The sequence below is a fragment of the Microvirga arvi genome (genome assembly GCF_016892765.1).
Taxonomy (GTDB): Bacteria; Pseudomonadota; Alphaproteobacteria; order Rhizobiales; family Beijerinckiaceae; genus Microvirga; species Microvirga arvi.
The window spans coordinates 192,300-215,248 of the sequence record NZ_JAFEMD010000003.1 but is presented as its reverse complement, the minus strand read 5'-3'; the positions used below and the strand labels follow the sequence as shown (position 1 = coordinate 215,248).

The 22,949-nt window shown below is 62.9% G+C and carries 22 protein-coding genes and 1 pseudogene; 12 read left to right on the top strand and 11 right to left on the bottom strand.

Features of this window, described 5'->3' with window-relative positions:
* Positions 1-314 precede the first annotated feature (314 nt).
* From ILT44_RS03355 to ILT44_RS03345, 3 genes are all read left to right on the top strand, one after another.
* Positions 315-1,751: a M20 family metallopeptidase gene (locus ILT44_RS03355; RefSeq protein ID WP_204238149.1), complete on the top strand. Its 1,437-nt coding sequence runs from the start codon at positions 315-317 to the stop codon at positions 1,749-1,751.
* 247 nt (positions 1,752-1,998) lie between these two features.
* Positions 1,999-2,937: a ring-cleaving dioxygenase gene (locus ILT44_RS03350; protein WP_204238148.1), complete on the top strand. Its 939-nt coding sequence runs from the start codon at positions 1,999-2,001 to the stop codon at positions 2,935-2,937.
* 249 nt (positions 2,938-3,186) lie between these two features.
* Positions 3,187-3,705 carry a putative pterin-binding protein gene (locus ILT44_RS03345; protein WP_204238147.1) on the top strand — a complete coding sequence of 173 codons (519 nt, stop codon included), beginning with the start codon at positions 3,187-3,189 and terminating at the stop codon, positions 3,703-3,705.
* A gap of 45 nt (positions 3,706-3,750) precedes the next feature.
* Here the strand turns inward: ILT44_RS03345 and ILT44_RS03340 are convergent, their stop codons facing one another.
* On the bottom strand, positions 3,751-4,497 hold the full coding sequence (locus ILT44_RS03340) for a class I SAM-dependent methyltransferase (RefSeq protein ID WP_204238146.1): 747 nt from the start codon (positions 4,495-4,497) through the stop codon (positions 3,751-3,753).
* Between the two features lie 543 nt (positions 4,498-5,040).
* Here ILT44_RS03340 and ILT44_RS03335 point away from each other — a divergent pair.
* Positions 5,041-6,972, top strand: coding sequence for a putative bifunctional diguanylate cyclase/phosphodiesterase (locus ILT44_RS03335; RefSeq protein ID WP_204238145.1), 1,932 nt, complete (start codon positions 5,041-5,043; stop codon positions 6,970-6,972).
* A gap of 80 nt (positions 6,973-7,052) precedes the next feature.
* On the opposite strand, the gene ILT44_RS03330 is transcribed toward ILT44_RS03335, so the two are convergent.
* Entirely contained in the window at positions 7,053-7,871 is an 819-nt protein-coding gene (locus ILT44_RS03330) for a MipA/OmpV family protein (protein WP_204238144.1), read from the bottom strand.
* Positions 7,872-8,102: 231 nt separating this feature from the next.
* On the bottom strand, positions 8,103-8,297 hold the full coding sequence (locus ILT44_RS03325) for a hypothetical protein (RefSeq protein ID WP_204238143.1): 195 nt from the start codon (positions 8,295-8,297) through the stop codon (positions 8,103-8,105).
* Between the two features lie 26 nt (positions 8,298-8,323).
* On the opposite strand from ILT44_RS03325, the pseudogene ILT44_RS03320 reads away from it, so the two are divergent.
* Positions 8,324-8,988, top strand: a pseudogene (locus ILT44_RS03320) (HAD family hydrolase).
* A 24-nt stretch (positions 8,989-9,012) separates the two neighbouring features.
* Here the strand turns inward: ILT44_RS03320 and ILT44_RS03315 are convergent.
* A complete protein-coding gene (locus ILT44_RS03315) occupies positions 9,013-9,588 on the bottom strand; it encodes a BON domain-containing protein (protein ID WP_204238141.1) in 576 nt (191 codons plus the stop codon).
* 89 nt (positions 9,589-9,677) lie between these two features.
* Here ILT44_RS03315 and ILT44_RS03310 point away from each other — a divergent pair, with 89 nt between their 5' ends.
* The 3 genes from ILT44_RS03310 (at position 9,678) to ILT44_RS03300 (ending at position 11,227) form a co-directional block, all read left to right on the top strand.
* The gene (locus tag ILT44_RS03310) at positions 9,678-9,950 is read left to right on the top strand and encodes an HNH endonuclease (RefSeq protein WP_204238140.1); all 273 of its coding nucleotides are present in this window, start codon (positions 9,678-9,680) and stop codon (positions 9,948-9,950) included.
* A gap of 83 nt (positions 9,951-10,033) precedes the next feature.
* Positions 10,034-10,213 carry a hypothetical protein gene (locus ILT44_RS03305; RefSeq protein ID WP_204238139.1) on the top strand — a complete coding sequence of 60 codons (180 nt, stop codon included), beginning with the start codon at positions 10,034-10,036 and terminating at the stop codon, positions 10,211-10,213.
* 273 nt (positions 10,214-10,486) lie between these two features.
* On the top strand, positions 10,487-11,227 hold the full coding sequence (locus tag ILT44_RS03300) for a dienelactone hydrolase family protein (protein WP_204238138.1): 741 nt from the start codon (positions 10,487-10,489) through the stop codon (positions 11,225-11,227).
* Positions 11,228-11,243: 16 nt separating this feature from the next.
* Here ILT44_RS03300 and ILT44_RS03295 read toward each other — a convergent pair whose 3' ends face one another.
* Complete coding sequence (locus ILT44_RS03295; RefSeq protein ID WP_204238137.1) at positions 11,244-11,687, bottom strand: MarR family winged helix-turn-helix transcriptional regulator; 444 nt, start codon at positions 11,685-11,687, stop codon at positions 11,244-11,246.
* Positions 11,688-11,760: 73 nt separating this feature from the next.
* On the opposite strand from ILT44_RS03295, the gene ILT44_RS03290 reads away from it, so the two are divergent.
* The 4 genes from ILT44_RS03290 (at position 11,761) to ILT44_RS03275 (ending at position 14,625) form a co-directional block, all read left to right on the top strand.
* Entirely contained in the window at positions 11,761-12,192 is a 432-nt protein-coding gene (locus ILT44_RS03290; RefSeq protein ID WP_204238136.1) for a VOC family protein, read from the top strand.
* A 5-nt stretch (positions 12,193-12,197) separates the two neighbouring features.
* Complete coding sequence (locus ILT44_RS03285; RefSeq protein WP_239467861.1) at positions 12,198-12,608, top strand: DoxX family protein; 411 nt, start codon at positions 12,198-12,200, stop codon at positions 12,606-12,608.
* 176 nt (positions 12,609-12,784) lie between these two features.
* Positions 12,785-13,249 carry a DUF4126 family protein gene (locus ILT44_RS03280; RefSeq protein ID WP_204238134.1) on the top strand — a complete coding sequence of 155 codons (465 nt, stop codon included), beginning with the start codon at positions 12,785-12,787 and terminating at the stop codon, positions 13,247-13,249.
* A complete protein-coding gene (locus ILT44_RS03275) occupies positions 13,246-14,625 on the top strand; it encodes an FAD-containing oxidoreductase (protein ID WP_204238133.1) in 1,380 nt (459 codons plus the stop codon). The genes ILT44_RS03280 and ILT44_RS03275 overlap by 4 nt, the downstream gene beginning before the upstream one ends.
* Positions 14,626-14,670: 45 nt before the next feature.
* Here ILT44_RS03275 and gyrB read toward each other — a convergent pair whose 3' ends face one another.
* From gyrB to dnaA, 6 genes are all read right to left on the bottom strand, one after another.
* Entirely contained in the window at positions 14,671-17,097 is a 2,427-nt protein-coding gene (gyrB, locus tag ILT44_RS03270) for a DNA topoisomerase (ATP-hydrolyzing) subunit B (RefSeq protein WP_204238132.1), read from the bottom strand.
* 199 nt (positions 17,098-17,296) lie between these two features.
* Complete coding sequence (locus tag ILT44_RS03265) at positions 17,297-17,911, bottom strand: LysE family translocator (protein ID WP_204238131.1); 615 nt, start codon at positions 17,909-17,911, stop codon at positions 17,297-17,299.
* A gap of 66 nt (positions 17,912-17,977) precedes the next feature.
* Positions 17,978-19,159, bottom strand: coding sequence for a DNA replication/repair protein RecF (recF, locus tag ILT44_RS03260; protein WP_204238130.1), 1,182 nt, complete (start codon positions 19,157-19,159; stop codon positions 17,978-17,980).
* A 52-nt stretch (positions 19,160-19,211) separates the two neighbouring features.
* Positions 19,212-19,628, bottom strand: a complete 417-nt coding sequence (locus ILT44_RS03255; RefSeq protein WP_204238129.1) for a hypothetical protein — start codon at positions 19,626-19,628, stop codon at positions 19,212-19,214.
* A gap of 154 nt (positions 19,629-19,782) precedes the next feature.
* Positions 19,783-20,901 (bottom strand): DNA polymerase III subunit beta, encoded by a 1,119-nt coding sequence (dnaN, locus tag ILT44_RS03250; RefSeq protein ID WP_204238128.1) that lies wholly within the window; start codon positions 20,899-20,901, stop codon positions 19,783-19,785.
* A gap of 139 nt (positions 20,902-21,040) precedes the next feature.
* Entirely contained in the window at positions 21,041-22,495 is a 1,455-nt protein-coding gene (gene dnaA, locus ILT44_RS03245) for a chromosomal replication initiator protein DnaA (protein WP_239467878.1), read from the bottom strand.
* Positions 22,496-22,949: the final 454 nt, after the last annotated feature.

The following is a 22,949-nucleotide window of genomic DNA, read 5'->3' as shown; positions in this document are numbered from 1 at the left end:
CGTCCACTCCGCGCCCGGCCTCGGCTCATGCCTCAGCTTAACGACACCGTCTGTCAGATTAAGTCCAAACTACTTCAGCTTTGCTGGTCAAGCGCCACACCCTCACCCCTGCCCCTCTCCCGGGCGGGAGAGGGGATGCTCTGTAGCAATTCTGATGATTTCTGGATCAGACCCAGCGCTCCGACTGTCCAATCCCCACCCTCGCTCCCTCCCCGCAAGGGGGAGGGAGAACAACTCGCACTCATGTCTTTTACCGTCCCGCGATCATGGATTATGGTCGCCCCATTCCCATCATCCTGAGATTTTGTCACGCCATGCATAACGACCGCCTGAGCCTTGAAGTCATTGCCCGCCACGTCGATGCCAAGGCCGACGATTACTGCGCCTTGAGCGACCGCATCTGGGCTGCACCGGAACTCGCCTTCGAAGAGCATCGCGCCGTTCAGGAACAGATCACCATGCTGGAGCGCGAGGGTTTTCGCATCACGAAGAATGTGGGCGGCATGGCCACCGCCTTCGTCGCGGAATGGGGCTCGGGTGGTCCCGTCGTCGGGATCCTCGGCGAGTTCGATGCCCTGCCCGATCTGGCGCAGATATCGGGACACACCGAGCACAAGCCGACCATGACCGGAACGCCGGGCCATGGCTGCGGCCACAACCTGCTGGGAGCAGGATCCGCCCTGGGGGCTGTCGCCCTCAAGGATGCGCTGGAAGCCGAAGGGATCGCCGGCACCGTGCGCTATTACGGGTGCCCGGCGGAGGAGAGCGGGTCCGGCAAAACCTTCATGGCCCGCGCCGGCCTGTTCGATGATCTCGATGCGGCGTTCTGCTGGCATCCCAGCGTCGTCAACGAGGTGCAGACCACCTCCTCGCTCGCCTGCATCCAGGCTTACTTTCGCTTCAGGGGCCGCGCGGCGCATGCGGCGGCCTCGCCCCATGTGGGCAGGTCGGCGCTCGACGCGGTGGAGCTGATGAATGTGGGCGTGAACTACATGCGCGAGCACATGCCCTCCGATGCCCGCGTGCATTACGCCATCACCAACACCGGTGGCGATGCGCCCAACGTGGTGCAGGCTTATGCGGAATCGCTCTATCTCGTGCGCTCGCCGCATCTGCCCGATGCGGAGCGCCTGTTCGAGCGCGTGAGAAAGATCGCCGAAGGCGCGGCGCTGATGACCGAAACGTCGGTCTCGGTGCAGATCACGGACGCCACTTCGAATGTCGTGCCCAACAAGGCGCTGCAAGAGGCCATGTACGAAAACATGCGCCGTCTCGGCCCGCCCGCCTTCGACGAATCCGATTTTGGCTTTGCGGAACAGCTTCAGAAATCGGCGCTAACGGAAGAGGAGATCCTTGCGAGCGTGAAGCCGCATGATCTGTCTCTGAAGACCAAGGTTCTGCACGACGGCGTTCTTTCCATGCCAGCGCGCGAGGAGGTGATGATGGGCACCACCGACGTGGGCGATGTCAGCTGGATCGTACCGACGGTGCAGTGCCACACGGCGTGCTTTGCCATCGGCACTCCTTTTCACACCTGGCAGCTCGTGACCCAGGGCAATCTGCCTGCGGCCCACAAGGGCATGGTGCTGGCCGCCAAGGCCATGGCGGCAACCGCCGCCGATGTCTTGCGCAATCCGGATCTCGTGGCTCGCGCCAAGGCGGAGCTGAAGGAGCGCACCGGCGGCCGCGCCTATCGCTGCCCGATTCCGGACGACGTCACGCCGGACGACCTGCGCGCCAAGGCGGCTTGAGTTCTTTGCCGTCATCCCCGGGCTTGTCCCGGGGATCCATGTCCTGCGACATGGCGGTTCTCAAGACGTGGCTGGCCGGAACAAGTCCGGCCATGACGAAGAGAGTGTGATCTCTGGTTTCGAATGCAGAGGGGAGTTCATAGCCTCATCACTGCGCTTGCATTTGAGCAAGGTCAGCTTGGCGCCTGATGGGCTCGTCCTCGAATGAATGGCGGCTTATCTACAACTCTCAGGAATGGAGAGCGCCATGAAGCTGACCGGAATTCACCATTTGACAGCCGTTACGGCGGATGCGCGGGGAAACCATGCTTTCTATACCCAGACCCTTGGCCTGCGGCTGGTGAAGAAGACCGTCAACCAGGACGACGTCAGCGCCTACCACCTGTTCTATGCAGACGGGAAAGCATCCCCCGGCACGGACATCACCTTCTTCGACTGGCCGGTGGAGCGCGAGCGGCGCGGCACCCACAGCATCGCCCAGACGGGGTTGCGCGTGAACGGCGAGAAGGCCCTGCAATGGTGGAAGGACCGCTTCGACAGCCTCGATATTCGCAGCGATCAAATCAACGAACGCGACGGCAGGCTTTCCCTCGATTTCGAGGATTTCGAGGGCCAGCGCCTGAGCCTCGTCGATGATGGCGGGCAGGGGGAGGCGCATCCCTGGGAGCGCAGCGCGGCGCCGGCCGAGTACCAGATCAGGGGCCTCGGTCCGATCCGGATCAGCGTGCCGAAGCTTGAGCGCACGGCCCGTGTCCTGACCGAGGCCATGGATATGCGGGCCGCGCGGGAGTACCGCGTCGGCGACACGCCGGTCCATGTCTTCGAGATGGGCGAGGGCGGTCCCGCCGCGGAGCTGCACGTGGCCGTCGAGCCTGGCCTTCCCCCCGCCCGGCCCGGTGCGGGCGGCGTACACCACGTAGCCTTCCGCACGCCCAACGAGCAGACCTACCAGGAGTGCTGGGAGCGCCTGCAATCCTTGAGGGCCCCCTCGAGCGGTCCGGTCGATCGTTACTACTTCCGCAGCCTCTATTTCCGGGAGCCCAACGGCATCCTGTTCGAAATCGCCACCGACGGGCCGGGCTTTGCCACCGACGAGCCCATGGACAAGCTGGGCGAACGTCTGGCTCTCCCGCCCTTCCTCGAACCGCGCCGGGCAGAGATCGAAGCGGGGCTCAAGTCTCTCTAGAATCAGGATTTTTCCAAGCCTTCCATGCTTCCTGCGCCGCCCTGGATCACAAACCAGGGCGGCTTTTTCTATGATCCGTACCGAACGAGACTTGGCCTCTCGCTCGGAGCGTTATGCTGCCGAGAGATAAGGTCTCATAAACAATAACAAGATTGCTTCTGCCGTTTTTACTTCTCAAGCAAGGTCATGTAAGACATTTCTCAATGATCTGTGTTTAGTCGTGTTCATTACTTTTCGTGGGGGATCTTCATGTCTAGCACCAAGGTCAAAACAAGCTTGCTCGGAGCATTCGTCGCGCTCCTTGCGATCGTGGGAGCAGCCTATGCCGCATCATTGGCGGCACCGGCCGAAAAGCCGATCCTGACGATCTCGGGCAAGATCGCCGTGACCAACAAGGGCGACACTGCGGAGTTCGATCGAGCGATGCTCGAATCCCTAGGTCTTGTGACCGTCGAGACCTCGACACCCTGGCATGAAGGCAAGGTGAAGTTCGAAGGCGTCTCCATGGACAAGCTGATGAAGTTGGTGGGTGCAACCGGCCAGCGTGTCGTGGCGGTGGCGCTCAACGACTACAGCACGGAGATCCCGATAGAGGATTTCGGGAAGTACAACACGATACTCGCCATCAAGCGCAACGGCGAGTACATGCCAGTTCGCGACAAGGGCCCCCTGTTCATCATCTATCCGTACGACAGCAATCCAGACCTGCGGACCCAGACCTATTATGCGCGATCCGCCTGGCAGGTCGCCAAGATCATCGTGAGATAAAGGCAGCCGGGCCGGCTGGTCATCCAAGGCCCTTCGCCGCTGCAGCTATGCGCTTCTGGTCGCGAGCAGGATCTGGATGTCTTTTTCGACACAAATGTCTTCTATGCGCGGTTCGGCCAGCCCAAGTCCACGAACCTCGTATCCAAGCTCCCTGAGCAGGGAGTCAACCAGAGGCGTAGGTGCCCCATAGGCGCCATGCGTCTCGACAATGATCACGCGAGGCCGGATCATCATGCTTCGCAAGATGTCGACTTCAGCACCCTCGCAATCCAGTTCAAGGACGTCGCATTCGGGTAAGTGATCGGGAGATACGACTTCACCGAAGTCGCTCTCCTTTCCATAGACCGCAATGGGTTTTGAAACGATGGCGTGATGAACGGTAATGTTCGTTACTTTGTTTCGTTTAGCTGTTTTCTGGATATGTCTGACATATTGTTTGCTTCCTTCGAAGCACACGACGGTGCCGGACGATCCCGCTCGGATGGCGGCAATCACTGCGGTGACGCCCACGCCGCCACCGACCACGACAACCCTGTCCCCCGGCCTCACGCTCTCATTCAAGGCGGCGATCAGCGCGACTTCATAGCCGGGCTCGTCCGTATAGCCAGTTTCAAATCCGAAATCGGGAAGCCAGGCGGCCGGTACGATGGCGTCGCCCCACTTGCGGTCATAGCAAACGGGAATGCCGGCATAGACGAGCGTGCGGCCTGGGAGCCAAGGGCGGATCAGCCGTTGATAGGCGAGCCCCAGCACCCGATGCACAAGACCGGCTTCCTCCTTGTCACCGGGCATGGCCTGTCCATCCTGCTGCATTGGCGTTCGTCTCCGGCTCTCGTCTCAAGGTATGCTCTGGAAGTCAGCAATCTGTCTCAGCCATACTCGATAGAAAAGGACGGAGGAAGTCTTCAGGAAAGCTTCATTGCTCTTGCGATACGACTCAAATGTCCGGTCCGAGAGCACAGCCCATAGAGGGATCCACCCTGCTTTCCCGATCGGCGTACGGAAAGCCGCTTCGGCGAGCCTGAGAGTTCCTGAAGCGGAGATCCCACGAGCCGCCGGGTTTACGGGCAGGTTCAATGCGCCGCTTTGGAAGCACGAAAGCTTTGACAGAACTAAACCGTCATGAAATCTGTCCAGCGGATTGAATGAACGCATAGATTGTTAAAAAATGCCTTGTAATGTAATCACCGTGGCTATGTCCACATCCAGCTCAAGGCCAGCAGTGCTATGGGATGGACACTTGCCTGGCATGTCGCTTGCACCACAGATTTTTGTTGGCAGCCTAGTTTATAACCCTGCCATGATGTAAGGCAGCCGCAGTCCGGAGCGTGGCCAATGCGATTGGGCATTTTCAAGCCGCTACACAGCCTCAAGGTGGGAATTGCCATCGTCATCAGCGGCTTCATCCTGGCCGCCGCCTACATTACGGTCCTGATCATCGTTCGCCAGGAGGCCCTGCAGCAGGTCTCCCGCCACAATACGGCTTGGGAAGCGGCTCAGGCTGTTGCCGAGTTCACCCGGCTCCAGCACCGGGTGGCAGAGTTTGGTCTTCCGGTCAAAAGGGTGGGCGAGGATGAAGTCAAACTACGGTATGAGATCCTGCTTAGTCGAGTGACGGTGCTGAAGGAGGGCAAAGTTCAGGCCGTGGTTCAGCGGGATCCGGATCTGCAGAATGCCTTGGTCGACCTCCAGGAGGCGCTCGCTAAAGTCGAGCCTCTCATCGAAAATCTGGAGCGTCCCGGTACCATCGATCAGGTGCTTGGCATCCTGAAGCCCCTGGAGAGCAAGCTTGCGACACTTGCATCAGTGGCGGAAAACTACGCGACAGAGCTGGTCAGAGAGGATCAGCAGGAGCTCGTCCGCCTGCACTGGCTCTTCTCCGGCCTTGCAGCGAGCCTGATCGCCATCGGGATTGTTCTCATCGGAATCCTTTACCGGCACATCCGGCTGCTTGGACGCGCCCACAAGGAGGTTCACCTCCTTGCCCATCACGATGTGGTAACGGGCCTGGGCAATCGTGTGCTGTTTCGCCAGCAGCTGGAGCAGGCACTCGCGCATCTCAAGCACTGGGGGCACGCGACCGCCGTTTTGTATCTGGACCTCGATCGCTTCAAGGATGTGAACGACTCCTATGGTCACCAGATGGGTGATGAACTCCTGAAGGTCGTGGCGGATCGCCTGAAAGAATGCGTTCAGGAAGTCGATGTCGTCACCCGTCTCGGCGGCGACGAGTTCGCCATTCTGCGATCAGGTGTCAGCAGATCCTATGAATGCGCCCAGCTCGCATCGGATATCATCAAGGCCGTGAGCGAGCCTTACATCATCGAGGGGCAGGAGATCGTCATCGGCACAAGCATCGGCATCGCCTTGGTGTCAGACGGGGATGTTGCACCCGACCAGCTCCTGAAGCAGGCCGACATGGCGCTCTACCGCGCCAAGGCTGACGGGCGCGGTACGTTCCGGTTCTTCGAGCCGGAGATGGATGCACAATTCCAGGCCCGGCGCGCTCTCGAGAGCGACATGCGCAAGGCGCTGGCGAACAGGGAGTTCGAGCTGTTCTATCAACCGCAGGTCAACATTGCGACCAATGAGATCAGCGGCTTCGAGGCGCTCCTTCGCTGGCGTCACCCCGAGCGAGGCATGATATCCCCGTCAGAGTTCATCCCAATCGCCGAGGACATCGGACTGATTTCAGGGATTGGCGAATGGATCATCGAACAGGCCTGCGTGGACGCGTCCGCCTGGCCGGGGACCATCAAGGTTGCGGTGAACCTCTCGCCCGTGCAGTTCCGCAACAAAGGCCTCGTTCGGAGCGTGAAGCGGGCCCTTGCCCATTCCGGCCTCGATCCTCGGCGGCTGGAGCTGGAGATTACGGAAACGGTTCTGCTCCAGGATAATGAAGCCACCGTTACCACTCTGCACGAGTTGCGGAAGCACGGCGTGCGCATTGCCATGGATGACTTCGGGACAGGTTATTCATCTCTGAGCTATCTGCGCAGCTTCCCGTTCGACAAGATCAAGATCGACCAATCCTTCGTCCGGGAGCTGTCCTCCCGCGCGGATTGCTTGGTGATCGTGCAATCGATCGCAAGCCTCGGCGCTGGCTTAGGCATGCCGACCGTAGCCGAGGGCGTGGAAACGGAAGACCAGCTGTCCCAGATCCGCGCTGCGGGATGCACCGAGGCTCAGGGCTATTACTTCGGGCGCCCCAAACCAGCCGGAGAGCTGACGTTCACGACGTCGAAACCCGGCATCGTCGCCGCCTGAACTTTCCAAGAAGTCAGTACAACAAAAGAGCCGCCCTGATGAGGCGGCTCTCTTCATTCCGGATCCGGAGTTTTTTGCGGTTACGGCGTGTAGCCGAAGGAGTAGGACACCGTCAGCCCGAAGCCGACTTGGTTCTCGGAACCGAAGTTTTCGACAATAGGGCTGTCGGCGGCATCGCTCACAAGACGCTTGTAGGTGACGAAGGCGGTGGTCGACCATTGCTGCGACCAGTCGTAGCTGATGGCGCCCGTCGCACCCACCGAGGTGATGCCGCCGGAAGGGCGATAGGGCGTCACCTGACCGTTGAGCGCGGCTTCGAGCGGGGTCACGCCGAAATAGGTGCGGGTGAATTCGCTGTCCCCGAGGGCGAGCCTCGGGCCGATCGAGACGGTGAAGGCTCCAAAACGCTGGACGGCATCGAGGCCGAAATCGGCAACAAAGCCCTCATGCCCGCCAAACCCGCGCCTGATCTCGGCGCGGGCGCGCAGGAAATCGAGGGGCCAGTATTCCACGAACACGCCGGGCTCCACCGCCCAGTCGACCTTCTCGAGACCGACCAGCTCCCGATTGTCCTGCAGGTAGCGCCCGCCCACGAACCGGCCGACCACGCCGACGCGGAGGACGGACTCGTCCAGAAACGAGAAGCTCAGGCCGTCGTCGGGAGCGCTGAAGCGCTCGACCGTTCCCGCACGGCGGAAGCTGAGGGAGGGATAGCCGATGAAGCTGAACTCGTCCGAACCGGGGTAGGAGGGTCCCACCCTCAGATTGCCCTTCACGGTGACGATCCAGCCCGAGGAGCTCTGGATGGGTTCCGGCGCGAAAAGGGGGTCTGCTGCCTGAGCCAGGGTCGAGCCGGTTGCGAGAAAGGCGAGGAGGGCAAGGGATCGGGCTGTGCGCATGATTCTTCCGGCTCGTTGCTTCACCCTCCGTCGTGGCCTCAAACCGCCGTAAGGTCAAGCAGAGGGATAGGCTTATGGTTTCGCGAATCTGACCGCAAACAAAGGCTTTGACGATGGCTCCAGATGGCTCCAGGAGAACTTTCCCGAAGATGAACGATTGACCCTGTAGGGAAAAAGGGAGGGATTCTTGTCCCCACAGCGTGCCAGCAGCCGTCCGCAACCTGACGAATTCTACCCCAAGCCGCCTCCGACAGAGCCCGTGCCCACCATGCCGATTCCGCCCGAGACGCCTGGACCATCGGCTCCGGCCAGCGTTCCATCATCATTGCCGGAGCATCCGCCGGAACCGGACAAGCCGGTGCTCCATCCAACGCCGCAGCCCGAGGTGCCGTGAGAGGCCGCAGGCCTGCCGCCGGCAGACGACATTCGCTTCCTGCATTCAGAGCTCTCTCATGATCAAAGCAGTCGTTTTCGACATCGACGGCACTCTCATCGACACTGTCGATCTTCACGCCGAGGCCTGGGTCGAGGCGCTCAAACATTTCGGCCATGAGATCGCCTTCCAGGACCTGCGCTTGCAGATCGGCAAGGGCGGCGACCAGATCCTGCACGGGCTCCTGCCGCCCGAGGTGATCGAAAAGACAGGAGACGAGATCAAGGACTTTCGCTCAAGCCTCTTCAAGCGCGACTACCTGCACCGGGCGCGCACCTTTCCGGGGGTGCGTGAGCTCTTCGAGCGCATCCGCACCTCGGGGCAGCGGGCGGTGCCGGCCTCTTCCAGCAATGCCGACGAGGTCGAACGCTACAAGGAGATCGCAGGCATCGCCGACCTCATCGACTCGGCCACCTCCTCGGACGATGCGGAGCGCTCAAAGCCCTTTCCCGATATCCTCCAGGCAGCCCTCGCGAAGCTTGCGGCGCTGACACCCGATGAGGCCGTGGTGATCGGCGATACGCCTTATGATGCGGAGGCCCGCGCGAGGCGCGGATGAAATCCATCGGTGTCCTGTCCGGAGGCTTTGCAGAGCAGGTGCTGAGAGATGCCGGCTGCATTGCGGTTTATCGCGATGTCGAGGACCTGCTGCATCGGTACGAACGCTCGCCTCTGGCATCCTGATCGGCAGGTTGAACATCTCCGCCGTCAGGAGGCGGAGGTGCCCGGCATGTCGGAGGCGCCTTGCACACGCAGATTGTTCTGAATATGCGACACGCCTGAAGCCAGCTCCGCCAGATCTTCGGCGCGGCGCTTGAGGCCACGGCTCGTGACGGTGCCGTTGAGCACGACCTCGCCATCCTTCACCATAACCTCGATGTTCGAGGCATCGATGAAGGGATCCTCGGTCAGGCGCTCGCACACGTCCTCATGAATGCGCTCGTCGGACCGCTTGTACCCCTTGGGACCGCGGCCCCGATGCGGGCCTGTGGAGGGGCGTCCTTCGTCTCGGTCGGAGCGGAGATCGGCATCGTTCGGATCACGGTCGCCGAAGGCGCCGTAGCCGGAGCGATGCCGGCTGTAGCCCGGGTCGAAACCTTCGTCATCCCGCGGGCCGCCGCGTCCGTCGTCGATCACGCCGCCGGAAAATTCGTTGGCATCGCTGCCACGGGTGCCCGGGTTTTCCCGATCCCCGCCGCGGAAGCCGACAGCGCCCTGCGGCACGTCACCGTAGCCGTTTTCATCGTCGAAGGGGTTCCGGTTCCTGCGGCGGGTATCTACCATCGCTCTGCTCCTGTAATTGCAGGAGCAACCACCCGGCTCCCCTGTGGTTCCACGCGAAAACGACACGGCATGAAGAGCACTCCAACCCCATGAAGTCAGCCCTGCGCATCAAGCTCTTCCAGGATATTTATGCCCGCGATGGCGGGTGCTGCGTCTATTGCGGCATTCCTGCGCGCCAGCCCGGGCGAGGAGTGAAACGGGGCCCGGATCTCGCGACCCTCGACCATGTCCTGCCGAAATCCGCCGGCGGTCCTCTCACCCGCGACAACCTCGTCCTGGCCTGCTCGGCCTGCAACAACGAGCGCGGCACCATGGAAGCCGAGACGTTCCGGGCGCTCAAGGCGAGCCGGGGGACAGCCTGAGCGTTCGCAGTCCGCAGGCGTGGAACAGGGTTGCCGGCAGCGACGTTCGACAGCGAGACGTCGTGTGGCGAACGGAGACGATGATGAACATCGAGGATCAAGTGCGCGAGGCCATTATCGCCGAACTGAAGCGTCAGTCGGAGGCGGGCCAGCAGGGCCTTCGCGTCAACGCGGCCGAGGCCGAGATGATCACCATCGAAGGCCGGGTCAATCTTGATGAGCTTATCATGGCCGTGATGGGGTCGCTCGCCGGCGGACCTTGAAGGGTCAGGCGCTCGCCGCAGCGGCGCCACGCCCGGCCCATACGGCCTCCTCTGTGGATCCAGGGCAAGATAGCGAAGTCGGCGCCCATCGGCAGGCGGTGAGTCGAGGAGCGTGAGGACCTTCTCTAGGGCACGTTGCCGCCCAGCCCAACGGTCGCGGGTCGAGGACGGCGAGAAGTCGAAGGTCATGTCGACACGCTCGTCGCTTCCTGCATAAGTGGCCATGTGCAGCAGTGCAGCGGTTTCCGTGACAATCGTGATGAGGAGGCGAGCATGGCCAAGCAGGACATTGCGATCAGGACCCAGGATGGAACCGCCAAGGCAGGTCTGTTCCAGCCAAGCCGACAACCTGCGGTCGGAGCGCCGGGCGTGATCCTCTACATGGACGCCTTCGGTCCTCGCCCCGCCCTCGATGCCATGGCCGAGCGCCTGACCGATGAGGGCTATGTCGTTCTCGTGCCCGATCTCTTCTACCGTTACGGCGATTACGGTCCCTTCGATGCCAAGACTGCGTTTTCGGAGGAAAAAACCCGCACCGAGCTGCGCGGCATGATCGGCGCCACAAGCCAGGATATGACCCGGCGCGACACAAAAGCCTTTCTCGAGGCGCTCATCCAGGCGGGAGCCACGGGCCGGATCGGCACCGTCGGCTATTGCATGGGCGGGAGCCGCGCCATCAATGCGGCGGCCGCCTACCCGGATCGCATCGCGGCCGCAGCGAGCTTCCACGGCGGGCGTCTCGCAAACGATGATCCCGACAGTCCGCATCTGAACGTGGCCATAATCCGGGGCCGCGTCTATGTGGGCAGCGCCGGCGTCGACGACAGCTTTCCGCCCGAGCAATCGGCGCGTTTGGCGGAGGCTCTGCGTCGGGCCGAGGTCGATCATGTGATCGAGAACTATGTCGGCATGGCCCATGGCTGGGCGGTTCCCGACAGCAAGGTCTATGACGAGCGCGGCGCCGAGCGGCACTGGAAGCGCCTGCTCACCTTCTTTGACGAGACGCTGCGATAGACCTTGCCGGGAGCGCTCAGGAGAGCGCGAGCAGATGGGTGCGCAGGCGATCGGCCTCCCCGCTTGTCAGGGCTTCCACGGCTCTGTGCGTCTCTTCCCAGATCGGGACTGCGCGGGACAGGAGGCTCAAGCCCTCCGCTGTCAGGGTGATCAGACGGCTGCGCTTGTCCTTGGGATCGGGGCGTATGTCCACCAAACCGCGCCGCTCCAGCGGCTTCAGCGCCGCCGTCAGGGTCGTACGGTCCATGGCCAAGAGCGATGCCACCGATCCCATGGTGGCCGGTTGCGGACGGTTCAGGGACATCAGCAGGGAGAACTGTCCGTTGGTGAGCCCCACCGGCCGCAGAGCCTCGTCGAAGCGGCGGGCGAGGGCCCGCGCGGCGCGTTGGGTATGCAGGCAGAGACAGGTGTCGCGCACCAGATGGGTTGTCTCGAAAGGAATGCTTCGTCTGTTTGACATGATCATATTATGTTGATATCAACTAAAAAGTCAAGGCGACACTGAAACAAATGATCCTTGCCAGGGGGATTCCATGTCCAAACTGATCTTCGTGAACCTGCCTGTCAGCGATCTGCCACGCGCCATCGCCTTCTACGAGGCTGTGGGCGCCATGAAGAACGAGCAGTTCACGGACCACACCGCCGCCTGCATGGTCTTCTCCGAGACCATCCACGTGATGCTGCTGACCCACGACAAGTTCCGTCAGTTCACGCCGAAGCCGATCGCCAATGCCCGTGAGACCACGGAGGTTCTGATCTGCATGTCCGCGGATAGCCGCGAAGCGGTCGACGACATGGTTGCTCGGGCCGATGCCGCCGGCGGCGTCATCGATCCCGGTCCGAAGCAGGATTACGGCTTCATGTACGGCCGCAGCTTCGAGGATCACGACGGCCATATCTGGGAGGTGATGTGGATGGATGTGGCGGCAGCCAAGGAAGCCATGAGCGAAATGACCCCGGCCTGACCACGATGTCACACACGGCAACGGCAGCGGCCGGCGCAACAAGCGGCGCTTATGTTTGGATCGGACGTGCCTTGAGCAGTCTGGTCGCCCTTTTCCTCCTGTTCGACGGCGCCATCAAGCTGATACCGCTTCAGGTGGTGATCGATACGGTCATCCCGCTCGGCTGGCCGACGGATGCTGCCACGTGGCGAGCCCTTGGCGTCGTGCTCATCGCCTCCGCCTTGCTCAATGTCTACCCGCGAACCGCGCTCCAGGGAGCGATCCTGATCACCGCCTATCTCGGCGGCGCGGTTGCCACCCATGTGCGGGTTGGCAGCCCGCTCTTCAGCCATGTCCTGTTCGGGGTCTATATCGGCATCGCCCGGTGGGCCGGGCTCTGGCTGCGCGATCCACGGATCAGGGCCCTGCTGCGCTAGCGCTCGACCAACTCTTACAATTACGTGCGAGGATCATTCCATGTTCAGAATCACCTCTGCCTGTTAAGCGACGCCTATGATCGATCGGGAGACGCCCGCAGCTGCTTATCTCTTCCGTAGAGGATTGAAAAAAGTGCCTCGGGCAGGCACCCTGAGCAGAAGCACGAGGCGGAGCGATGGTCCTTTATGTGTTGGCGCTTCTGATCGGAGTGGTCGCCGGCCTGCGCGCGATGACCGCTCCCGCAGCCATCAGCTGGGCAGCGTATCTCGGCCTGCTCAACCTCGATGGAACCTGGCTCGCCCTTCTAGGCTATCGCTGGACGCCGTGGATCATGACGGTTCTCGCCATCGGAGAATTGATCGGCGACCAGCTTCCCACCACGCCGAGCCGCAAGACGCTGATGCCGTTTGCAACGAGAATCATCGTCGGCGCCCTGTGCGGCGCAGCCATTGCGGCACAGAGCGGCTCCTTGCTCGGCGGCCTCGTCGCCGGAGCGCTGGGCGGTATCATCGGCACGCTCGGCGGAGCGGAAGGCCGGGCGCGCCTGGCTGCCGCCTTTGGCAAGGACCGAACCGCCGCCCTGACCGAGGACGCGGTCGCGATCCTTGGAGCCGTGTTGATCGTAGGAGCGCTGCCATGACGCAAGTCTTCGATGCCATCGTCGTCGGCGCCGGGCAGGCGGGGCCGACGCTTGCTGGACGGCTGGTCGCGGCGGGCATGAAGGTTGCCATCGTCGAGCGCAAGCTTTTTGGCGGAACCTGCGTCAATACCGGCTGCATGCCGACCAAGACGCTGGTGGCGAGCGCCTATGCGGCGCATCTCGCGCGAAGGGGAGCGGATTACGGGATCGCGCTCGGTGGACCGGTCGCGATCGACATGAAGAAGGTCAAAGCCCGCGCCGACAAGGTCTCGACCAATGCCCGACAAAACGTGGAGACCTCGCTGCGCAGCCTGGACGGGCTCACCGTCATCCAAGGACACGCCCGCTTTGAAGGGCCGGATACCATTCGCGTAGGCGATACATTCATCACGGCGCCGCGCATCTTTCTCAATGTGGGTGGTCGTGCGAACATTCCCGACATGCCGGGCGTCGATGCCGTTCAGTATCTCACCAACACCTCGATCCTGCAGCTCGATGTCGTCCCAAGACATCTGGTCGTTGTCGGCGGCAGCTACATCGGTCTCGAATTCGCGCAGATGTACCGTCGCTTCGGAGCCGAGGTGACAGTGGTCGAGAAGGGGCCGCGCCTGATTTCCCGTGAGGATGAGGATGTCTCTGAGGCCATCCGCGACATCCTCACGGACGAGGGCCTTACCGTTCGCACCAACGCCACCTGCATCGGCTTCAAGCCGCATGCGGACGGCGTGGCGGTCGATGTCGACTGCACCTCAGGCGATCCGGTAGTGGTCGGCTCGCACGTGCTGCTCGCGGTCGGCCGCCGCCCTAACACGGACGATCTCGGTCTCGACAAGGCAGGCGTTGCCGTCGATGCACGGGGCAATATCATCGTCGATGATACGCTGGCGACGAATGTGTCCGGCATCTGGGCCTTGGGCGATTGCAACGGTCGCGGCGCCTTCACGCACACGGCCTATAACGATTACGAGATCGTCGCCGCCAATCTTCTTGAGGGTGCGTCTCGTCGGGTCAGCCACAGGCTACCGGGCTATGCCCTCTATATCGATCCGCCGCTTGGCCGCGTTGGGATGTCTGAGACGGATGCGCGCAAGACAGGCCGCAGGCTGCTCATCTCCAAACGCCCAATGACGCGGGTCGGGCGCGCGATCGAGAAGGATGAAACGAAGGGCTTCATGAAGATTGTCGTCGATGCCGAGAGCCAGAAGATACTCGGCGCCGCCATCCTGGGCGTGAATGGCGATGAGGCCATTCATGGCATTCTCGACATGATGAATGCCGGAGTGGATTATCCCACCCTGCAATGGGCGGTCCCCATCCACCCAACAGTCTCGGAGCTGATTCCAACAATCCTGGGGGATCTGAAGCCTGTGTCGTGAGGCGAGTTTCCGGATGCGAGACGGGCCCGCATCCGGAGAGAACTTTTACACGTCCAGGTTCGCCACCGAGAGGGCGTTTTCCTGGATGAACTCGCGGCGCGGTTCCACCACATCGCCCATGAGCTTGACGAACAGGTCGTCAGCGTCGGTGGTGTCCTTCACCTTCACCTGCAGCAGCGAGCGCACGTCGGCGTCCAGAGTCGTTTCCCAGAGCTGCTGCGCGGTCATCTCGCCGAGGCCCTTGTAACGCTGGAGCTGCAGGCCCTTGCGGCCGGCTGCGAGCACTGAATTGAAGAGCGAGAGCGGACCGTCGATCTGCATCTCGTCGTTCTTGCGTACGAGCCTTGCCGGCTTGGCGTAAACATCCTGCAGGGAGTTGGCGCGCTCGTCGAGCTTCTTGGCCTCCTGGCTGGCGATCAGCGCCTGGTCGAGCGTCGCGGTCTGCGTCACGCCGCGCACGGTACGCGAGAAGACATAGCCGCCATCGCGAACCTCGCCGGTCCAGCCGCGTTCGAGCTCTTCCGAAATCGCATCGAGACGCTGGGCGATATAGGCCGCAGCCGCGGGACCGCGGTCGGGATCGTCCACCACATCGGGGCGTAGCGCGCCGGCAGTCGCCGCCTGCTCCACCGCCTTGCGGTTATAGCGCGTGTGCAGGCTGTTCAGGACCTGCCGCACGAGGCGGGCCTCGTCGATGAGACCTTTGAGCTGATCGCCTTGGAACTCCACGCCGGTTTCGAGACGCAGTGAGGCGTTCTCGATGCCCTCGCCGATGAGATAATCTTCCAACGCACGCTCGTCCTTGAGATAGATCGAGGACTTGCCGCGGGTCGCCTTATAGAGCGGCGGCTGTGCGATGTAGAGGTAGCCGCGTTCGATCAGCTCCGGCATCTGCCGGAAGAAGAAGGTGAGCAGCAGGGTGCGGATGTGCGAGCCGTCCACGTCCGCGTCCGTCATGATGATGATGCGGTGGTAGCGCAGCTTCTCGATATTGAATTCCTCGCGTCCGATGCCGGTGCCGAGCGCCGTGATCAGCGTGCCGATCTCTTGGCTGGACAGCATCTTGTCGAAGCGCGCGCGCTCGACGTTGAGGATCTTTCCCCGCAACGGCAGCACGGCCTGGAAGGCGCGGTTGCGGCCCTGCTTGGCCGAGCCGCCGGCCGAGTCGCCCTCGACGAGGAGCAATTCGCATTTCGACGGGTCGCGCTCCTGACAATCGGCGAGCTTGCCGGGCAGCGACGCGATGTCGAGTGCCCCTTTGCGGCGGGTGAGCTCGCGCGCCTTGCGGGCGGCCTCGCGGGCGGCGGCGGCTTCCACCACCTTGCCGACGAGGGTGCGGGCTTCCTGCGGATGCTCCTCGAGCCAGTTGTTGAGGGCCTCATTGAGCACGTTCTCGACCGCAGGGCGAACCTCGGAGGAGACGAGCTTGTCCTTCGTCTGCGACGAGAATTTCGGATCCGGCACTTTCACGGACACGACGGCGGTCAGGCCCTCGCGGCAATCGTCGCCGGTGAGCGAAACCTTTTCCTTTTTCGTCAGTCCTGAGGATTCCGCGTAGCCGTTGACCTGGCGGGTGAGCGCCGCGCGGAAGCCCGCGAGGTGGGTGCCGCCATCGCGCTGCGGGATGTTGTTGGTGAAGCAGAGCACGTTCTCGTGGTACGAATCGTTCCACCACAGAGCCACTTCTACACCGATATTGTCTTTCTCGGAGCGGATCAGGATCGGCTGCTGGATCAGCGGGGACTTGGCGCGGTCGAGATAGCGCACGAAGGCCTCGACGCCGCCCTCGTACATCAGCTCCTCGCGCTTGTGCTCCGCATGGCGTTTGTCGGTGAGGATGATGCGCACACCCGAGTTCAGGAAGGCGAGCTCGCGCAGGCGGTGCTCCAGGGTGGCGTAATCGTACTCCACCATGGTGAAGGTTTCCGTGGAGGCCAGGAAGGTGACTTCCGTGCCGCGCTTGCCCTCGGCATCGCCGACGACGGCCAAGGGCGCAACCGCATTGCCATGACGGAACTCGATCTCGTGGGCCTTGCCGTTGCGATAGATGCGCAGCTTGAGCCAGCTCGAGAGGGCGTTCACCACGGACACGCCGACCCCATGCAGGCCGCCGGAGACCTTGTAGGAGTTCTGGTCGAACTTACCGCCCGCGTGCAGCTGGGTCATGATGACTTCGGCCGCCGAGATGCCTTCGCCCTGGTGAATATCGGTGGGAATGCCGCGGCCGTTGTCGGTGACGGTCACCGAGCCGTCGGCATTGAGCGTGACCGTGACTTCCGTCGCGTGACCGGCGAGTGCCTCGTCGATGGCGTTGTCCACCACCTCGTAGACCATGTGGTGCAGGCCCGAGCCGTCGTCGGTATCACCGATATACATGCCCGGCCGCTTGCGCACCGCATCAAGGCCCTTGAGCACCTTGATCGATTCCGCGCCATAGGCGTCGGCATTCACGTTGATAGCAGGTTCGGCCATTTGGGATCCTTCAAGGCGCAGCGAAAGGACTGGGCGCGCCAGGGTTTTGATTCGTCAGATCAGTTATTTAGGGATGAATGGTTGAAATTTCACCCCCACGCGCCTACGCGCGCGTGAAAAGCGGCCGAAAAATCCACCAAAAACTGCCGGATCGGGTTGTCTCAGGGGCGGTTCTTTGCCTCAGGCCCAGAATCGGCGCTCAGCGCGCTGCCACAGCCGCCGCCGCGCCCGCCATGACCGTGCCGGTGGTTCGGTTGAGGATGCGGATGGCCCGGGGGCTGGTGAAGAGCCGGCGCGCACGGGCGGCGAGGGCGATATAGCCGGCAAAGACCACGCCCAGCACGGTCAGAGCCGCCAGGGCGAGTTCGGCGAAGCCCAGCATCGTGATCTGCGTCAGGTCAATGAAGGTCGGCAGCAGGGCAAGGTAGAACACCATGACCTTCGGGTTTCCCATGGTCACGGCAAGGCCGGCGAGAAAGAGCTTGGCCGGATGCTCCGCCTTCACGTTCGCCTCAAGCTCATGGTGCGTCGCAGGGGCCGTCCAGAGCTTGTAGGCGATGTACAGGAGATAAGCCGCGCCCAGATACTTGATGACCAGGAACACCCCGTGGAAAGTCTGGGCGAGAGCGGCGAGCCCCAGGATCGCGAAGGACAGCCACACCACGTCGCCCAAAGCCACCCCGATGCTGAACGCCACGGCCCCCTTCGGGCCACGCCCCAGGACCCGCGCCACGATGGCGGCAATGCCCGGCCCCGGCGAAGCGGCGGCGATGAAGAGGGCGGAGGAGAAGAGCAGAAGGCCTGCGGGATCCATGATTCTCAAACGGAGATGGGGGACGACATTGCCGCTCACCATAGCGCCGTCAGGCCTGCAGCACCACTAAGCTGTTGTAATGGGTTCGATCACGCCAGGGGAGACCTGCAGCACGTCGGCTCGGCCCTGGAGCTCGGCAAAGAGGCTCGGGTCCGCTCCGGTCATCCAGACCTGTCCGCCGAGGGATTCGAGCGCCGCGAAGAGGCCGGCGCGGCGGCGGGGGTCGAGATGGGCCGCGACCTCGTCGAGCAGCACGAAGGGGGCAATGCCGCTCATGCTGGCGACGAGCTGCGCATGGGCGAGCACGAGGCCGATGAGGAGCGCCTTCTGCTCGCCGGTGGAGGCGGTGCTGGCCGGGATGTCCTTGGGACCGTGCCGCACAAGCAGATCGGACGCTTGTGGCCCGACGAGGGTGCGTCCGGCGGCCCGATCGCGCGGCCGGTACTCGCGCAGAATCGCCCGGTAGCGGTCCTCGGCGTCGACGGCGGGCAAGGTGGCCACCAAGGTATCGAGGTCGCCCTCCAAGCCCATCGTGGCGAAGGGGAAGGGGGAATCCTCCTCACGGGTCTCCAGGATCAGGGCCGCGAGGCGCTCCACCGTCTCGCGGCGGGCGGCTGCGACCGCGATGGCGAGTTCCGCCACCTCGCGCTCGAGCGCGTCGAGCCAGAGACGGTCGTCAGGGTTCTCCTCCAGCACGCGATTGCGCGAGCGCAGCGCCCGCTCGAGCGCATTCACCCGCGTGCCGTGCTCCGCATCCACGGCGAGCACGAGCCGGTCGAGAAAGCGCCGCCGGTCGCCGGCGGGGCCGCGGAACAGGGCATCGAGATCGGGGGTGAGCCAGACGATACGCAGGTACTCGGCAAAGGCCGTGGGCGAGGAGGCCGGCATGCCGTCGATGCGGCAGACCCGTGAGGCACGGGACCCTTCCCGCGAGGCGCGGGAGCCTTCATTCTGATGCTCGATGCCCGTACCAAGCCGGTGCTCGCCGTAAGGCGCGTCGAGGGTGACGGACACGGCGAAGGAGCCCGGCCCTTCGTTGCGCGCCATCTCGGCGAGCTCCGCACGCCTCAGGCCCCGGCCCGGCATGAAGAGGGAGATCGCCTCCAGCACATTGGTCTTGCCGGCGCCGTTCTCGCCGACCAGCGCCACGAGCGGGCGCGAGACGGTGAGGTCCAGGCTCGCATAGGTGCGGAAATCCTGGAGGATCAGACGGGCGATTCGGGAAGCGGCGAGGGGGGCGGAGGACATGCGCCCCCTTCATTCAGGAGCGGGCGCGAAAGATCAAGCGGGACGGACTCGATCAGTCCTGATCCCGGTTATCGCATGGGGCTGAATGGTGCTCGTTGGCGCGCAGGCCTTCCCACACCACGAAGGTGAACACGGGAGTGGCTGAGATCGCAAGCCCAAGTTGCCACGCCTGGGAGCTACTCAAGCCTAGCCTGTCGCCGATTGCTATCATTGCAATGAGGTACAGAACCGCCGGAGTAAGAAACAGGCCGAGAATGAGTATCAATTTGCGCCTGCTTTGCTCAGCCGCCCCTACGAACTGAGGGAGAGGCAGAGCCCATAACACCAGCCCTAAGAGCAGTGTTGCGAGCACAAGCCCTGTAGGGTCGGGTAGTTTATAGCCGAAGTCTTCGAACAGCTTCACCCAAACCATGACAAGCATAGCGACCGGGAACGCGATTCGTCGGAAGCGTATTTTGTTGATCGACATCGGGCTCAGAGTCCCGTCACAGCTCGACTAAAGGTGATTTATTATAAAGTTACCTTTGTCGAGCGGACAGGTCAATCTCAGCGCGAGGTCCTATGGTCATGTGACAGGATGGCTATGCTGTTCCCTCCCCTAACGTGGAGGGAACATGCTGTGTTTACACCCGCATCGGCATCAGGACGTAGAGCGCGGAGGCGCCTTCGCGGTCCTGGACGATGGTGGGGGAGCCGGGGTCGGCAAGCTTGAACAGAGCGGTGTCGCCGTCGAGCTGGCTTGCGATGTCGAGAAGGTAGCGGGCGTTGAAGCCGATATCGATCGGCGCCGCATCGTAATCGACCTCGAGCTCTTCCGTCGCGCTGCCCGAATCCGGGTTGTTGACGGTGAGCGTCAGCCGCCCGTCGCCCAAGGCCAGCTTCACGGCGCGGCCGCGCTCCGACGAGATGGTGGAGACGCGGTCCACCGCCTTGGAGAAATCGGCACGCTCGACCACGAGGACCTTGTCGTTCCCGGCCGGGATGACCCGCTGATAATCGGGGAAGGTTCCGTCGATGAGCTTGGAGGTCAGCACCACCCCCTCGAAGGTCAGCCGCACCTTGGCGGAGGACAGTTCGACGGTGACGTTCTCCGAGCCGTCCTCGACGAGCTTGACGATCTCGGCCACGGCCTTGCGCGGCACGATCACGCCAGGCATGCCCTCCGAGCCGTTCGGCGCCGGGATCTCGACCCGGGCGAGGCGGTGGCCGTCGGTGGCGACCGCGCGCATGACAATGGTGCCGCCCGCATCGAGGGTGTGGAGATAGATGCCGTTGAGGTAGTAGCGCGTCTCCTCCGTCGAGATCGCGAACTGGGTCTTCTCGATCAGGCGCTTGAGGTCGGCGGCCGGCAGCGTGAAGCGGTTCGGCAGGTCGCCGGCGGCGAGATCCGGGAAGTCGCTTTCGGGCAGGGCCTGCAGCATGAAGCGAGCGCGGCCGGAGCGGATCTGCATCTGGCCCATGTCGGGGGTCATCTCGAGCGAGACCTGCGCCCCATCTGGGAGTTTTCGCACGATGTCGTAGATCATGTAGGCCGGAACCGTCGTGGAGCCGGCCTCCGTGATGTCGGCGGGGATCGTCTCCGTCACCTCGATGTCGAGGTCGGTGGCCTTGAGGCGCAAGGCGCCGTCGTCCGCCCGCAGCAGGACGTTGGACAGGATCGGAATGGTGTTGCGGCGCTCGACGACGCGGTGCACGTGCCCCAGCGCCTTCAGCAGAGCGGCGCGCTCAACGGTAACTCTCATAACCTTCGACACCCGGTTTCGGTGAAATTCTTGGCTCGGACCCGAGCGAGTTCAGCCTCGTGCAGGACAAGCAGGGCAGCAAGATTGGCTTTTGTCGCCGGAGAAAGCAAGGCCGGGGGCTCTCCCGGCCTCGGTCGTCCTATTCCTGCAGCATCCGCTTGAGGAGTTCGACCTCGTCGGAGAGCGCGTGATCCTCGCCTAAGGCCTTCTCGATCTTGCGCACCGCGTGGAGCACCGTGGTGTGGTCGCGCCCGCCGAAGCGGCGGCCGATCTCGGGCAGGGAGCGCAGGGTGAGCACCTTGGACAGGTACATGGCGATCTGGCGCGGGCGTACCACGGCGGCGGTGCGGCGCTCCGAGAGGATGTCGGAGCGGGAGACGTTGTAGCGCGAGGCCACCAGCTTCTGGATGTCCTCGATCTTGACCCGCTTGGGCTCCCGGTTGCGCACGAGGTCGCGGATCGCGGTCTCGGCGGTTTCCAGCGTGATGGCCGAGCCGGTGAGCGTCGCGTGCGCCAGCAGGCGGTTCACGGCGCCTTCGAGGTCGCGCCCGTTGGCCGTGATGGCGCGGGCCACATAGGCGATCACGTTCGGCCCCACCTCGAAGGTGGGATGGATCGCCTTCAGGCCTTCGATGCGCGTGGTGAGGATCGAGGTGCGCAGGGCCTCGTCGAGGGCGCTCACCTCGACCACGAGCCCACCGGCCAGGCGCGAGCGCACCCGCTCGTCGAGGTTCTCCAGATCCGCCGGCGGACGGTCGGCGGCGATCACGATCTGGCGGCCCGCATCGATGAGAGCATTGAGGGTGTGGCCGAATTCCTGCTGGATCTGCTTGCCCTGGATGAACTGCACGTCGTCGATGATGAGCAGGTCTATGCCGCGCAGGCGCTCCTTGAAGGCGAGCGACGTCTGCGCCTTCAGGGAGGCGACGAAGCCGTACATGAAGCGGTCGGCGGTGAGATAGATGACCCGGCGCCCTTGAGCGCGCACCGCATGGCCGATGGCATGGAGAAGATGCGTTTTTCCAAGCCCGACGCCCGCGTGGAAATAAAGCGGGTTGTAGATCGCCTGGCCGTTCTGAGCATGGGCAATGCGATCTGCCGCGGCGTGTGCGAGGGCGTTGGAGCGGCCGACGATGAAGCTCTCGAAGGTCAGGCGGGAATCGAGCGGCGCACCGCCGAGTTCGCCATTCTCGCTACGCTCTTCGTGTGAAGGCGCCGCGGAGGAAGACTTGACCTCTCCGGCCATGCTGGGCATTGCCATGGTAGGGGTTGGCGAGGCCGAGCGGGGTGCTTCGCTGGCCCGGCGCAGGGCTGTGGCGTCGCGCCCGAGGGTGCTGCGAACGCCGATGGAGACGCGCTCCACATCGCCGGTCTCGGAGCGGTAAAGCGCCAGCACCCGATCGGCATAATGCGACTCGATCCAGCTCTTCAGGAAGCGGGTGGGAACGGTCAGATAAGCACAGCCCTCGACCACCGAATCCAGCTCCAGGCGTCCAAACCAGCTGGCAAAGATATCCTCGCCCAGCTCGGCCCGAAGGCGACGCTTGACCCGCGACCATACCTCTGAGGCCGTTTGTTCGCCCGGAACCTCCATGCCGTTCTCGCTGGGAGCGGCAAAGGTGCGGTGATCTTCGCTGCGATACATCAATGTTCCTCCACGAGGTCCCTCCTTCTTAAGGTCGGAAACCCCCACGCATGACCCGTCTTGAACACCAAGGCACAGATGCCTCACAGGTTATTCAAAACTTGGCGCCCCCAATTGTACTAAAGATTATCTTTTCACTTTTAAGTGGAGATGATCGTCAGCTGCCACCTCCTTCGTCTTCACTCAAGGTCTATCGAGTTTACCCCTTGGTAAAGGATGAGTCTTCGCTTGCTTCTTGAGAGAATGAAACAACCGCTTATCCCCACACATGGTGTGTCTAGTTCGAGCTTTGAGTGAATGACTTAACGGCGAGCCGTTGAAGCAGATTGACCTTACACAGGGTGCGGCAGGGCGTGCAACAGACCTGAGTCGAGTCGCAAGCGCCTGAAAGCCTCCTGAGTGC

What these genes read in the sequence shown, in the direction of transcription:
- ILT44_RS03355 (WP_204238149.1), top strand. Translation starts at nt 315, where the DNA reads ATGCATAACGACCGCCTGAGCCTTGAAGTCATTGCCCGCCACGTCGAT.
- ILT44_RS03350 (WP_204238148.1), top strand. Translation starts at nt 1,999, where the DNA reads ATGAAGCTGACCGGAATTCACCATTTGACAGCCGTTACGGCGGATGCG.
- ILT44_RS03345 (WP_204238147.1), top strand. Translation starts at nt 3,187, where the DNA reads ATGTCTAGCACCAAGGTCAAAACAAGCTTGCTCGGAGCATTCGTCGCG.
- ILT44_RS03340 (WP_204238146.1), bottom strand. Translation starts at nt 4,497, where the DNA reads ATGCCCGGTGACAAGGAGGAAGCCGGTCTTGTGCATCGGGTGCTGGGG.
- ILT44_RS03335 (WP_204238145.1), top strand. Translation starts at nt 5,041, where the DNA reads ATGCGATTGGGCATTTTCAAGCCGCTACACAGCCTCAAGGTGGGAATT.
- ILT44_RS03330 (WP_204238144.1), bottom strand. Translation starts at nt 7,871, where the DNA reads ATGCGCACAGCCCGATCCCTTGCCCTCCTCGCCTTTCTCGCAACCGGC.
- ILT44_RS03325 (WP_204238143.1), bottom strand. Translation starts at nt 8,297, where the DNA reads ATGTCGTCTGCCGGCGGCAGGCCTGCGGCCTCTCACGGCACCTCGGGC.
- ILT44_RS03315 (WP_204238141.1), bottom strand. Translation starts at nt 9,588, where the DNA reads ATGGTAGATACCCGCCGCAGGAACCGGAACCCCTTCGACGATGAAAAC.
- ILT44_RS03310 (WP_204238140.1), top strand. Translation starts at nt 9,678, where the DNA reads ATGAAGTCAGCCCTGCGCATCAAGCTCTTCCAGGATATTTATGCCCGC.
- ILT44_RS03305 (WP_204238139.1), top strand. Translation starts at nt 10,034, where the DNA reads ATGAACATCGAGGATCAAGTGCGCGAGGCCATTATCGCCGAACTGAAG.
- ILT44_RS03300 (WP_204238138.1), top strand. Translation starts at nt 10,487, where the DNA reads ATGGCCAAGCAGGACATTGCGATCAGGACCCAGGATGGAACCGCCAAG.
- ILT44_RS03295 (WP_204238137.1), bottom strand. Translation starts at nt 11,687, where the DNA reads ATGTCAAACAGACGAAGCATTCCTTTCGAGACAACCCATCTGGTGCGC.
- ILT44_RS03290 (WP_204238136.1), top strand. Translation starts at nt 11,761, where the DNA reads ATGTCCAAACTGATCTTCGTGAACCTGCCTGTCAGCGATCTGCCACGC.
- ILT44_RS03285 (WP_239467861.1), top strand. Translation starts at nt 12,198, where the DNA reads ATGTCACACACGGCAACGGCAGCGGCCGGCGCAACAAGCGGCGCTTAT.
- ILT44_RS03280 (WP_204238134.1), top strand. Translation starts at nt 12,785, where the DNA reads ATGGTCCTTTATGTGTTGGCGCTTCTGATCGGAGTGGTCGCCGGCCTG.
- ILT44_RS03275 (WP_204238133.1), top strand. Translation starts at nt 13,246, where the DNA reads ATGACGCAAGTCTTCGATGCCATCGTCGTCGGCGCCGGGCAGGCGGGG.
- gyrB (WP_204238132.1), bottom strand. Translation starts at nt 17,097, where the DNA reads ATGGCCGAACCTGCTATCAACGTGAATGCCGACGCCTATGGCGCGGAA.
- ILT44_RS03265 (WP_204238131.1), bottom strand. Translation starts at nt 17,911, where the DNA reads ATGGATCCCGCAGGCCTTCTGCTCTTCTCCTCCGCCCTCTTCATCGCC.
- recF (WP_204238130.1), bottom strand. Translation starts at nt 19,159, where the DNA reads ATGTCCTCCGCCCCCCTCGCCGCTTCCCGAATCGCCCGTCTGATCCTC.
- ILT44_RS03255 (WP_204238129.1), bottom strand. Translation starts at nt 19,628, where the DNA reads ATGTCGATCAACAAAATACGCTTCCGACGAATCGCGTTCCCGGTCGCT.
- dnaN (WP_204238128.1), bottom strand. Translation starts at nt 20,901, where the DNA reads ATGAGAGTTACCGTTGAGCGCGCCGCTCTGCTGAAGGCGCTGGGGCAC.
- dnaA (WP_239467878.1), bottom strand. Translation starts at nt 22,495, where the DNA reads ATGGAGGTTCCGGGCGAACAAACGGCCTCAGAGGTATGGTCGCGGGTC.